At 43.4% G+C, this 13,642-nt stretch carries 8 protein-coding genes; 1 reads left to right on the top strand and 7 read right to left on the bottom strand.

Annotated features, from left to right (window positions below; all coding sequences use genetic code 11):
• Positions 1 to 230: 230 nt before the first annotated feature.
• From AC1XUE_RS02930 to polA, 3 genes are all read right to left on the bottom strand, one after another.
• Positions 231 to 2,219, bottom strand: a complete 1,989-nt coding sequence (locus tag AC1XUE_RS02930) for a plastocyanin/azurin family copper-binding protein (protein ID WP_483354432.1) — start codon at positions 2,217 to 2,219, stop codon at positions 231 to 233.
• A gap of 43 nt (positions 2,220 to 2,262) precedes the next feature.
• Entirely contained in the window at positions 2,263 to 3,990 is a 1,728-nt protein-coding gene (locus AC1XUE_RS02925; protein WP_483354431.1) for a 3-keto-alpha-glucoside-1,2-lyase-like domain-containing protein, read from the bottom strand.
• A 206-nt stretch (positions 3,991 to 4,196) separates the two neighbouring features.
• On the bottom strand, positions 4,197 to 7,076 hold the full coding sequence (polA, locus tag AC1XUE_RS02920) for a DNA polymerase I (RefSeq protein WP_483354430.1): 2,880 nt from the start codon (positions 7,074 to 7,076) through the stop codon (positions 4,197 to 4,199).
• Positions 7,077 to 7,488: 412 nt separating this feature from the next.
• Between polA and AC1XUE_RS02915 the strand changes: the two genes are divergently transcribed.
• Entirely contained in the window at positions 7,489 to 9,573 is a 2,085-nt protein-coding gene (locus AC1XUE_RS02915) for a S9 family peptidase (protein WP_483354429.1), read from the top strand.
• A 57-nt stretch (positions 9,574 to 9,630) separates the two neighbouring features.
• Here AC1XUE_RS02915 and AC1XUE_RS02910 read toward each other — a convergent pair whose 3' ends face one another.
• From AC1XUE_RS02910 to AC1XUE_RS02895, 4 genes are all read right to left on the bottom strand, one after another.
• Positions 9,631 to 10,914: an O-acetylhomoserine aminocarboxypropyltransferase/cysteine synthase family protein gene (locus tag AC1XUE_RS02910; protein WP_483354428.1), complete on the bottom strand. Its 1,284-nt coding sequence runs from the start codon at positions 10,912 to 10,914 to the stop codon at positions 9,631 to 9,633.
• A gap of 153 nt (positions 10,915 to 11,067) precedes the next feature.
• Positions 11,068 to 12,021 (bottom strand): helix-turn-helix transcriptional regulator, encoded by a 954-nt coding sequence (locus tag AC1XUE_RS02905; protein ID WP_483354427.1) that lies wholly within the window; start codon positions 12,019 to 12,021, stop codon positions 11,068 to 11,070.
• A 52-nt stretch (positions 12,022 to 12,073) separates the two neighbouring features.
• A complete protein-coding gene (locus AC1XUE_RS02900) occupies positions 12,074 to 13,087 on the bottom strand; it encodes an LLM class flavin-dependent oxidoreductase (protein WP_483354426.1) in 1,014 nt (337 codons plus the stop codon).
• A 110-nt stretch (positions 13,088 to 13,197) separates the two neighbouring features.
• Complete coding sequence (locus tag AC1XUE_RS02895; RefSeq protein WP_483354425.1) at positions 13,198 to 13,635, bottom strand: DUF2147 domain-containing protein; 438 nt, start codon at positions 13,633 to 13,635, stop codon at positions 13,198 to 13,200.
• Positions 13,636 to 13,642: the final 7 nt, after the last annotated feature.

The raw sequence follows: 13,642 nt of genomic DNA, 5'->3' as shown, positions 1-13,642 counted from the left end.
ATCCCAGAGGGATTCAATTTGAATAGGTCCGGGTAAAACCCGGAAAAAATGAAGTAGCTCCGGGTAAAACCTGGGGATAGAAAAGGTGTATCTGCCTGAAAGTCAGCCCTGTAGGGGTTGAACATGAATTAGTCAGTATTCCGTCTTACGAAGCCATCCATCAAAACGAAACCCCGGCTTCCAACCAGAAAACTGATTCGAAACCGGGGTTGATACTATGCAATTACTACTTATTTGGTAACTTTTAATTTTCCTTGCATCAATGTATAATGCCCTGGGAAGGTACAAACGTATTGGTAGGTACCTGTTTGTTTCGGTGCTACAAAGTACAGCGACTCCGATTTTTCCGGTTCTACGATGTTACTGTGGAAGAGAACGTCAGCACTATTAGGCACATAATGCATTTCAGAACCTTTCAGTCCTAGATTGAGTCCTGCTTCACCCACTGCGTTGGCTGTTCCAGGCTTGGTGATTACCAGGTTATGCAGCATATCGTCGTTGTTGTTAAAAACAATTTTCACTTTGCTGCCTGCTTTCACCTGTATTTCAGAGATATCGAATTTCAATCCCGGAACGGTTCCGATGATAATCACCTGGTCAGGCTTAGTCCAGCTTGCGGGCATTTCAGCTGTCCTTTTTGCCGTTACAACTGCCGTATTCGTTTCAGCAGCCGGCACGGTATGCGCGCTGTGGTCAACAGTCGCTTTTACAGTAGTTGTATACTGAGCGCTATTTACCGGAGTACCACCTGCAATTTCATTCAGGGTGTAATAGCCCGTATTGTGCAGCAGCGAGTTACCTTCGGTACCGCGTACACCATCTGCCTTAATTTCATGGACATAACCCTTCCGAAGTACTCCAGGATCCACAACAAGTCTTACTTTAAGACCGTCTTCTGACACAATAATTCCCTTTAACGGTACTTCATTGGTATTTACTATCGGACTACCGTAGGTGTGGTGGTATTTGTAAGTAAAGCTACTTAGTTTGTAGGCATCCTGTGCCGCAGCGGCTGCCTTGTCAACCGGACTTGTGAATGTAATTTCAAAACCGTCTGGCATAGAACGCACATTCTTCATTTCAAACGGCATTTTTCCCGTCCACACAAGTCTCTGGATGCCAAACTCAGATTTCCCTGTAGCTGACCAGCCACGGCTTGTCTGCCCCACAAAAATAGAGCCATCCAATCCCCATTCCAGTCTTAGAATACCTGACATAAAACCTTCGCGGAAAGGAAAAACTGCTCCCTGCCATACGCCATTCACTTTTTCAAGGTCTACGCGTGAGATAATGCTATGACCCTGATCACCCACAAACATTTGCCCTGCAAAAGGACCAAACGCGCCATTGGTTGCATCTTCAACAAAACCAGCAGTAGAAATACCTATGATCGTGTGAGGAAACCAGATTGCAGGTGCTTTAAGACCCGGAGTTCTTTTGGCAACGTCATAAAGCGGCTCGCCAGTATCGGGAATATCCTCTGGTTTCAGTTTCACAGGGGAACCTTCTTCTCCGCTCCATCTCAATCCGGCAGGGTTTCCTGCAAAGTCGCCTTTTTCAAGATGGGTCATACGTCCTGAACCAACCCAGTCTCCCTGGTTTTCAGTGTAGAATATATCTCCTTTGTAAGATCCGAAAGCAGATGGAGAGCGAAGACCAGTTGCATAAGGCGTAAGTTTACCATCTTCCCCCAGTTTAAGCATCCAGCCTCTCCATTTGGACTGACTCGCTCCTTTACCAATCCAGTCAAGGTTCAGGGTAACGATCATTTCTCCGTTTGGTAATTTCACCGGTCCGTATGAATACTGGTGGTAGTTACCGGAAAGAGGCCATTTGGCAAAAGATTCGTAAACGTCAGCTTCGCCATCGTTATTGGTGTCTTCCAGGCGTGTTACCTCTCCACGTTGAGAAATCAGGAAGTCCTTGCCTCTGTACAGGAGTCCGAGAGGTTCATGCAGTCCGGAAGCAAACCGCTTGAAAGAAGGGCGTCCGTCACCTTTCAGATAGGGATTTGAGATCATCCAAACCTCTCCGCGACGGGTAGATGCTGCCAAACGTCCGTCCGGAAGAGCCTGTAAGCCCCCAACTTCCATCTTCACATTTTCGGGAATCGGGATGGTGATGATGCGGTAGTAATCATCCTCTTTTTTCTGGGCTGACTGTGCCTGTGCGCCAACGTAGCCAAAAGTAATGAGGGTAGTTAAAAGTATATTTTTCATTGATTCGGAATCGTAATTGAGTCAAAGTTTAATTTAACGGGACCTACCAGAACATGGTGTAGGCAGTATTCCCTGTAACAGGTAGAATAAGCTCGTTACCTCCGTCAGACGGTCTGATTGTAGCGGATGTCTTTTTGTCTATTTGTATAAAATAGCGATTATCTACCTGATAAAGTCCCTTTTCAATCATCACGATGTTTTTACCGCTGGCAGCCAGGGCATACACAGGTTGTGATGGCTTTCCTTCCAACTGGAAAGTACGGCTCATACCATTACCAGCCGGTGTCAGTTTATCAACTACAACAGCCGAACTGATTGCATACCGAAATGCAGGGTTTCCATTTTCATCCAGCTTATAACCCAAAAAGTTGATATCAGATGAATCCGGCCATGCAGTTGTTTGTTGTGATAGTACAGCTATACTGCTCTTGCCTGAAACCGGAGCTTTAAGTCCAGCCGGGAAAAGCAGTTGCGGCTCGCCACGTTCGTACCACATCTCAGTTACATTGGCAAATTGACCTCTCCATGCATGCAATAATGCACCGCGGTTCAAATCAACTGTATAGTTCCAGCCCTGTGGGGTACCTACAGATATACAATGAGTACGTTTGGCAGCTTCGCCATCCAGTTGGACAAATGATCGTACAGTCTCTGTCTTCTGTTCAGGTTGTACTGCGATGTATGGCTTTGGCTCTGGTTCGGGCAAAGAAGAGAGCGCATGAAGGTCATAAGGTCTTATACCTGCTTTTTCGACGCGCAGACCTAACGCTGGTTGCCGCCACGGGAAGCGGGAATAGTGGATTTTAAACTTATGTTTGCCCTGGGTCAGGTTGACTGATCCGGCGTGACTTTCCTGAGAGGAGCTCTCTGTTTTGTCAATGATCGTTTTTCCGTCTACATCAAGGGAGAACATGTTGCCTTGGTAGATGGTCGTGAAGATGTATTCACCTGCTTCGGTGGCATCTATATCACCTTCATATACCAAATGGAATTCACGCATCCCATTGGTTACTTCCTGGGTTAATTGTACTGAAGATCCTTCGTGGTCCAGTTTGCTGTAAGTTTTGCTATCCCATTTGTCCGAATAAACTTTGTATTTCAGATTTTCCAAAGCCAAAGGTTTACGGCTTGCCAGAAGCTGGTATCCGATATTACGGAATGCGATGGTTCCTTTGGTTACTTCCAGGGCGATAGGCTGCGCTGCAGTAACAGGACTATGAACAGGCAGGTAAACCGTTTCCAGAACAGTTACACCATTCAGTGTGAGCTGATTCAGCCGGGCAGAGCTGGTTTGCAGCGGTACCGAGACATCGTAAGCCAGATCCAGTTGTTGCCACAATCCCGGAGACTTGGCTGCGTTCTGTGTCGGGAACTGGCCCAGGTAGCCTGTTGTCTGTGAATTGGTTTCTGTCTGTTTTGAACTATCACCAATTCTGACTCTCTGGTTGCCAGGAAGGATTAAATATCCCTCTGAACCGGGCGATACCATGAATTCGAGCGACAATCTCAAATCGGAAGCTTTCACTACCGATGTGATAGGTGAGCCGGGGGTTCCGATCAAAATACCATCTCCGGATGTTAGTTTAGGTTTAGAAGCAGATGTCGGGTTGATGACAATACCCGATTGAAGAGACCAGTTGGAAGCCGGCTTCTCAAATCCACTCAGATCTTTAAGGGTTAGCGGGGTGTAGTTACCTTTTCCGTCTTGTGCCATCACAGCCAACGGACAGGCAGCAAGGAGTAAGGAAAACTTCTGAAACAAACTTTGCATTGAGCTTTATTAAGTGTAAGGTTCACAATTAAAGACCGAATATCGTACTTTTTTTACGAATATACCGTGATTTTTTAGGAAGTTTTAGTAGGCTGCTTAAGGAAGCTTATACATATTAATCTGCGTATAGTATTTGTCTATCCTAATAAATGAAAAAGACCGCCCGAAGCGGTCTTTTTCATTTACCTCAGTGTAAATGAGATATATCAGTGCGCTTCCAGCCAGTTGGAACCGATTCCGATGCCGGTTTCCATCTTGACCTGAAGGGGAATGGCATTCTGCATCAACTCATCTACCTTTTCCTTTAAAAAAGTTATTTCGTCACGGTGCACATCGAAAACCAATTCATCATGCACCTGTAGTATCATACGTGATCTCAGCTTTTCTTTTTCAATAAAATCGTGGATGTTAATCATCGCAACTTTGATCATATCGGCTGCCGAGCCCTGAATAGGCGCATTAATGGCATTACGTTCTGCATAGCCACGGTTTGTCTGGTTGCGGGAATTGATGTCCGGTACATATCTTCTGCGGCCCAAAATGGTTTCTACATATTCTTTCTCTCGGGCATCATTAATTACCTGATCCATATATGCTTTCACGGCAGGGAATTCTTCGAAATAAGCTTTGATAATCTCCGCAGCTTCACCTCTTGGAATGGCCAGGCGCTGACTCAGACCAAAAGCTGAAATACCATAGATGATACCAAAATTGACCATTTTGGATTTACGGCGCATGTCAGAAGTTACTTCTGCAAGAGGCACCTTAAAGACTTTACTAGCCGTAGTAGCGTGAATATCCCTTCCCTGGTTGAATGCTTCAATCATACTTTCGTCCTTGCTGAACGCGGCCATGATCCGTAGCTCAATTTGCGAATAATCTGCAGACATGATCTGAAATTCTTCGTTATCCGGTACGAATGCTTTCCGGATTTCCCGTCCGCGCGGAGTGCGAATCGGTATGTTCTGAAGGTTGGGGTTGGTAGAGCTGAGTCTTCCGGTTGCAGCTACAGCCTGGTTGTAAGAGGTGTGTATTCTCCCGGTACGCGCGCTCACCAATGTTGGCAACGCATCTACATACGTAGATTTTAACTTTTGCAATTCCCTGTAATCAAGAATCTTACGTGCAATAGCATGATCATTTTCAAGATCTGAAAGAATCTCTTCGCCTGTTGCATATTGGCCGGTTTTGGTTTTCTTGGGCTTAGTAATCAGCTTCATCTGATCGAAGAGAATTTCACCAAGCTGCTTGGGAGAGCTGATGTTAAATGACTGACCTGCAATTTCAAAAATCTCCGTTTCAGTCTGTCTGATGTCGGTTTCGAGCACGGCGGACATTTCATTCAGGGCAGTAATGTTCAACCTGACTCCGGTATTTTCCATTCCTGCAAGTACTTTCACCAACGGCATCTCCACATTGCGGTAGAGCCTTTCTGCATGAACTTTTGGCAATTGCTTACTAAAAATCTGATGCAGTTGGAGTGTAATATCGGCGTCTTCTCCGGCATACTGCGTGATCTCCGGTATGCCCACATCCCTCATAGTACTTTGTTTGACCCCTTTTTTGCCAATGAGCGAAGTGATTGATACCGGTTCATAGTTCAGATAAGAAGCTGAAAGAATGTCCATCCCATGTCTCTTATCAGGTTGCAACAGATAATGTGCAAGCATGGTATCGCTGAGTTTCCCTTTTACGTCTATACTGTAATTTTTGAGAACCAGGAGATCATACTTAATATTTTGCCCTATTTTCTCAATAGATTCATTTTCAAATACCGGACGGAAACGTTCAACGATCTCCTGAGCTAAAACCTGATCTGCCGGTATGGGAATATAAAATGCCTCACCAGGATTGTAAGCGAATGAAATGCCAACAAGCTCGGCATCTACGGCATCCAACGAGGTAGTCTCGGTATCAAAACAAATTGCATCCTGTAAGCTCAGATAACGAACGAGACTGTCCATCAGCTCTGGTGTATCCACAGTATGGTAACGGTGAAAAGTGTTATCGATGGTCCGTTTGGTAACTGGCAATGCAGTTTCATAATCTCCATCATAGGTTGCCCCGTTCGGATCTGCAATGTTTTCACTTACAATCGCTGGCTGATGGCCAATTTCTTCGGTTGGGTTGCCAAAAAGATCCATTTGCCCTGGTTTAGGTGCAACTTTGGTTTTCACCGGAGTAGAAGTTGTTGTCACTGGTGCAGCCGTTCCTAATACGCGTTGACGAAGTGTTTTGAATTCCAGTTCATCGAACAATGTATTAATCTTCTCGGTATTGGCCGAACACACTCTGAGGTCTTCTGCATCAAATGGCACAGGCACTTTGATATCGATAGTTGCTAACTGTTTGCTGAGGATGGCCTGATGACCAAACTCTCTGACTTTTTCCCCTAACTTCCCTTTGATCTCATTTGCATGTGCAAGCAGGTTTTCTATGGTATCATATTCAGCAATGAGCTTTTGTGCCGTTTTCTCACCAACACCTGGTATACCCGGGATGTTGTCCACCGCATCGCCCATGAGGCCCAGTATGTCAATGACCTGATCAATACGTTGTATTTGCCAGCGATCAAGTATTTGCTGTACGCCGAGTACTTCAGCTCCCTTACCCATAAATGCGGGCTTGTAGATATGCACGTATTGCTCTACCAACTGGCCATAATCTTTATCGGGTGTCATCATGTACACTTCGAATCCTTCATGAGATGCTTCCTTTGCAATGGTTCCAATGATATCGTCTGCTTCAAAGCCATCCAACACCAGAATAGGAATGCACATCGCTTCCAGCAACTTCTTTACCAACGGAATAGCTACTGTAATATCTTCCGGCTGTGCCTCACGCTGCGCTTTATAGGCTTCGTATTGGACATGTCTGAAAGTGGGTGCGGAGGTATCGAATGCTACACCAATATGTGTCGGTTTTTCTTTATGTAATACTTCCAGCAGTGTGTTTGTGAAACCAAAAACGGCGCTGGTGTTTAAGCCTTTCGATGTGATTCTCGGCGCCTTGATAAAAGCAAAATGAGCACGATATATCAACGCCATCGCGTCGAGCAAGAAAAGCTTGTGAACCGGTTTATCCATAAGAACTGTTAATTTCGAAACTCAAATATAATGTATGTATGGCAGGATTAGGGAACAGCACGGAACATTTATCGGGTAACTTTTACTACATTTTGTAAATATTTACACATACAAAAAGTATAATATGTATTAAAATACTAAAACATATTTAAAGATTTATACATTTTAAATTGTACGTACTTATTATTTGTAATATTTGTATCGGTACAATTAAAATGTAGTTAAATATTAGAACTAATGTAATTTATTTAAAGTATAATACATTTAATATTATTAAAAGTATTATACTTTTTTAAAGATATTTATTTTTAATAAGTATAATATGTATTTAATTTTAGGCCTGTAATGACTTTAAATGGCGTTTTTATAAATAATTGAGCGATTAATATTTAATTTATAACCACAGATAACAGTGAAACGAGCATATCAATGGCCGGTATTAACTCCACCGGTAGCGGAAGAAAAGCCATTTGAGACAGGGAGACATGGAGACTTGAGGAACGACGAGTATTACTGGATGGGTGATTTTTTTAGAGAAGGTCCGGACAGTGATCGGGTAGTGGCTTACCTGAATTCCGAAAATGACTATACCAATTCTATGATGACAGGTACTGATCAACTCCAATCCGATCTTTACCAAGAGATGAAATCACGGATCAAAGAGACTGACGAATCGGTTCCGGTATACAGCAATGGTTATTTTTATTACACCAGAAGTGAGGAAGGCGAACAGTATTTTAAGTATTGCAGAAAGAAAGCATCACTGGAAGCAGAAGAGGAAATTCTACTGGATGTAGATCGGATGTCTGAGGGGCATGCCTATTATTCTGTAACAGGATTTAATATCAGTCCGGATAACAGATTATTGGCTTACGGCGTAGATACAGTTTCCCGTCGGCAGTATACGTTATTCATCAAAGATCTGGAAACAGGTGAGCTGCTTTCAGATTCTATTTTTCCAACCAGCGGCGGATCAGAATGGGGCAATGACAATAAAACTTTGTTCTACACAGCCACCAATCCGCAGACGCTGCTCAGTGAGAAAATCAAACGTCATAAACTAGGTTCAAGCGAAGCAGAAGACGTTGTCGTTTACACTGAGACGGATAACAGTAATTACATTGGTGTTGGCAAAACTAAGTCTGAGCAGTTTATTGTCATTGCTTCATCAGCCACCATGTCATCGGAATATCTGATTCTCAATGCGGATTATCCCGAAGGTGAATTTGCTATTTTTCAGCCTCGTATCAAAGATGTGCTTTATGATATAGAACATCATAACGATCGTTTTTTGATTGTTACCAATAAAGATGCACTTAACTTCAGGTTAATGGAGACTCCTCTGGATAAGACGGGTGTAGAGAATTGGAAGGAAGTAATCGGTCATAGGGATGATGTGCTGCTGGAAGGCATTGATGTATTCCGGGATTTTCTGGTGATTACAGAGCGTAAAAACGGACTAATTCAGTTGAGAATAAGAAATGAGAATTCATCACAGGAACATCATGTCGATTTTGGAGAACCGGCCTATGCAGCTTATTCAGGTTCAAATCCGGAATATGACAGCACGTCTTTAAGATACATCTACACATCGCTTACGACACCCAATTCAGTGTATGATTATGATATGGTGAGTCGGGAGAAGGTCCTTAAAAAGCGACAAGAGATAGTAGGGGGCTATGAACCGGACGAATATGTTACAGAAAGGCTTTATGCTGTTTCAATAGATGAAACACGTGTCCCTATCTCGCTGGTATATAAAAAGGGTTTTGAAAGAAACACGCAGTCACCGTTACTGCTATATGCATATGGCTCCTACGGTAACAGTATGGACGCAGGCTTTAGCTCCGGGCGGTTAAGCTTGTTGAACCGTGGATTCGTATTTGCCATTGCACACGTGCGCGGAGGCCAGGAAATGGGAAGACATTGGTATGAAGATGGAAAGCTATTCCGGAAAAAGAATACGTTTGAAGACTTCATCGCCTGTGGAGAGTATCTGATCAGCGAGCGTTTTACAAGCAGCGAGCACCTGTATGCAGAAGGAGGGAGTGCAGGTGGGCTCTTGATGGGGGCGATCGCCAATATGAGACCGGATCTCTGGAATGGCATTATTGCTGATGTGCCTTTTGTGGATGTTGTAACGACTATGCTGGATGAGTCTATCCCATTGACAACCAATGAGTTTGATGAATGGGGTAATCCGGCCGATAGAGAATTTTACGATTATATGAAATCGTATTCTCCATACGACAATGTGGAGAGCAAAGCATATCCGAATATGCTCGTTACGACCGGTTTGCATGATAGTCAGGTGCAATATTTTGAACCTGCAAAATGGGTTGCCAGACTTAGAAAACTAAAAACAGATAAGAACGTGCTACTTTTAAAAACCAACATGGAAGCGGGGCATGGCGGAGCCTCAGGAAGATTTGAGTATTTGAAAGAAGTGGCGCTTCAATATGCCTTTCTGTTTGCACTGGAAGGTATCACCGAGTAGGATAGATGATACAAGTAACGGGATCCAGCAATGTAAGATCCCGTCACTTGTGTCTTTTTACTGATTCAGCGCATTTTCAATATCTGCTATAATATCGTCGATGTGTTCAATACCCACTGATAATCTCAGTTGGGTTGGCAGTACGCCAGCCGCCAGCTGCTCCTGATCAGAGAGTTGCGAGTGCGTTGTGGAAGCCGGGTGAATGATTAGTGTTTTTGCATCACCTACATTGGCCAGGTTGCTGATTAATTCCAGTTTGTCTACAAAATGCTCTGCTGTTTTTTTATCTCCTTTTAATGCGAATGAAAGTACACCACCAAAACCTCGGGTGAGATATTTTTGAGCCAGATGATGGTATTTGTTGCCTTCCAGTCCCAGGTAGTTTACACTTTCAACCTTTGGATGTTGTTCCAGCCATTGCGCCACTTTTAAAGCGTTTTCAGCAATTCTTTCTACACGTAGCGTAAGTGTTTCAACGCCTTGCAGGAAAAGGAATGAGTTAAAAGGTGATAACGACGGCCCCCAGTCACGCAATCCTTCTACGCGCGCCCTGATGATGAACTGGATATTACCAAATGGCCCTCCAATCCCGAAAACGTCATTGAATACCAAACCGTGATAACTTGGAGAAGGCTCTGTGAATTGAGGATATTTTCCATTACCCCAGTTAAAAGTTCCTGCATCTACGATGACACCACCGATGGATGTTCCATGTCCGCCGATCCATTTTGTTGCAGACTGCACCACCACGTGGGCACCGTGTTTGATAGGCTGCGATATCGCTCCTGCCGCGCCAAATGTATTGTCAACGATGATGGGGAGATCATATTTAGCGGCCAAGGCAGCAAAAGCCTCAAAATCAGGAATACTGTAACTCGGGTTTCCGATAGTTTCCAGATAAATCGCCTTGGTCTTATCATCAATCAGCTTTTCGAAGCTGGATACATCGTCACCATCCGCGAACCGCGCTTCAACGCCTATGTTTTTGAAGGAATTTTTAAACTGATTATAAGATCCGCCGTAAAGAAAAGATGTCGTAACAAAGTTGTCGCCAACGGTGGTAATATTATTGATAGCCAAAAACTGCGCAGAATGCCCGGATGCTGTTGCCAAAGCTGCCACACCACCTTCAAGTGCCGCTATTCTTTTTTCAAAAACATCGTTAGTAGGATTCATAATCCTGGTGTAGATGTTTCCGAATTCTTTAAGTGCAAAAAGATTGGCTGCATGTTCAGCATTGTTGAACACATAGGAAGTAGTCTGATAAATAGGTACTGCACGCGAGTTGGTTACAGGGTCGGGCTGCTGTCCCGCATGTAGTTGCAAGGTTTCGAATTTCATTACGCTTCAAAGGTTTAATGGGAAATGATTTCAAAAGTAATATATAGTTCTATAAAGAATATAGAATTTATAGTCTTTTATTTTAAATATAATTTATTAAATTTTATCAATATTAAGAATCATTTCTTTCACAGCCATGGAAGCTGAGAACTTTTAATCATGAAGTTGATCAGTAATACCGGCAATGAGGTCGGCCACGTGTGTTTTCAGGATATCAGGTTGGACGATCCTCGAATTAGGGGCCAACATCAGGTACCAACGTGCAAAACTGTTCATATGGCCTGTCAAAAATGACATTTCACAATAATCGCCCACCACTTTTTCTGAAATGAATCCGTAGTAATATTTTTGATTACCAATATAATTGACGATAGATCTATCTATTTGTAATACAATGAGTTGTAAATTGTGATCGTCGCGAACTTGATTCAGGAACTGATCCAGCGGAGCATGCTGATGCTGAAATGATCGCTCTGAGAGTTCAATATTCATGATTCTGTCCGAGCGAAAGTTCCTGTACGCATTTCTCAGGTGGCAAAAAGCCACTGTATACCAGAAGTTTGACTCGTGATAAATACCTACAGGTTCGATATACCGATCACCCGCCTCAGTCAACCCCATGGCCGTATAGCTTATTCTGGCGATTTTTTTTTCGGTAATACTTTTCAATAAAGCGTCTAGTGTATTATTATTGGAAGGGCTGAACGCGAAATTACTTTTACGGATTTGTATGTGATTTTCGAGGTTCTCGACCATCGTCTTCTCATTACTTCGTAATACCGCTTTCACCTTATACATCGCCGACCGATACAAATCAATTGATGCCTGATCTGTATATTTTTCCATCAATTTCTCTGCTGTGATGAAGGTACGCGCTTCTTCTCTAGTGAACATGATAGGAGGCAGGCGGTAGCCCTCCATTAATGAATAGCCTACACCTGCCTCGCCACTGATGGGTACGCCTGCCTCGGCAAGAGTGTTAATATCTCTGTAAATGGTACGCAGACTGATTTCGAACCGATCCGCCAAATCCTGCGCTCTGACTATTTTCCGTGACTGGAGTTGAATAAGAATAGCGATAATGCGGTCGAAACGATTCGCAGGCATAGTTTTCAGGTTTAGCAGGAAGCCGATGTGCTTCTTAACCGCAAAAATAGAACTAAGCCGCAGATTTTTTCAAGCCAAATTCTTCTGCAATCAATTCAAACGAACGGAAACGGTCTTCAGCAGTTGCGGCCATGGTAGATATGATGATCTCATCTACATCAAACCTGGCCGCCAGATTGGTCAGTTGCTCTTTTACTGATTCCGCTGTACCTGAGATAATTCTGCCACTATTATATCTGATACGCTCCAGTTCGCCGGCATTGAACTGGTATTTTTCAACTGTTTCCATATTCGGGAAGGGACCAAATTTTCCCCTTTCGAATTCCACCAATATATAATCCATCATTTTACGCATGGCAGCAGCTTTTTCTTCAGTTTCGCCACATAAAACAAATACGGAAAGAATAGCGTGAGGATTTGCATATTGATCGGAGGGACGGAAATTACACCTGTAGGTTTCAACTACCTCCGGCGTTACGAATCCGTTAATAAACTTCGCGACAGCTAGTCCCATACCGAATCGTGCTGCGATGTTACTGCTTCCGCCACTGGAGCTCAGAATCCATTGCATAGGTATAGTCGGAGATTGAGGAGTGGCATAAATAAATCCCCGTTCTGTTCCGGCTGTATCGCGGAAAAAGTGTTGAAGATGTTCCAGTTGTCTGAGGTAACTGCTCTCACTAAAATCGTTGGAGGGATTTAGAATGGATGAGGTAACTCTGTCAGTACCTGGCGCTCTGCCCATTCCAAGGTCGATGCGCCCCGGGAACAAAGTTTCCAGCATCCGGAAATTCTCCGCTACTTTGAGAGCACTGTGATTAGGAAGCATAATGCCACCGGATCCGATTCGAATATGAGAAGTTGCGTCTCCGAGTTTCACCATCAGAACTTCAGGAGTTGAGCCTGCAATAAATGCTGAATTATGATGTTCGGATACCCACAGGCGGCTGTATCCCAGCTTCTCAGCAAGTACAGCAGTTTGTATGGTTTCCCGGATCGCTTCTGTTACCGTAGATCCTTGTCTGACAACGGATTGATCGAGAATTCCTAATTTGATATCTGTCATTAGCTATAATGTCTTTTGGAAAACAACACAGCGAGACAGCTTTGTATTACGGAAAGAGTTAAAAACTGTACTATCGTTTAGTATAGTAATTCTGAATATGGTAAGATTTGTTACTCTAGTCGTTCCCAGTAAGTGCTTTTACCAAATAAGGAAACGCCCACATAGCTACGGATTTCAAGCTTGTTATTTTTCATTTTGATAGTACAACTGTAGGTTTTACCACTCTTGAAATCATAAAAGGTGCCGTTATCCCAGATTCCACCAACAAATACAAAATCATTAAGCAAAGGAGAATCAATCAGGTTGCGACTTCGAAGTTTCTCGTCGGGGTTCTTGGTATCTTTTCGGGATGTCTCCCGGTCGGATTCCAAAAAATCGGTTCCCCATATTACCTTCCCGAAATATGCAGATCCATTCTTATAGATTTCAATTTTGGCATCCTTATCCTCGTTGAGCCATTCACCGATAATTTCATCTCCCTGGTTATTTTGCGATATAGCTGAGAATGAAAAAAGGATAAAAATAATAAGGGGAATAAACTTTTGCATGACGGAT

Source organism: Dyadobacter sp. HNCC25DJ187, from assembly GCF_056895255.1.
The sequence above is the reverse complement of the archived record's forward strand: the minus strand, read 5'-3'. Positions and strand labels throughout refer to the sequence as shown.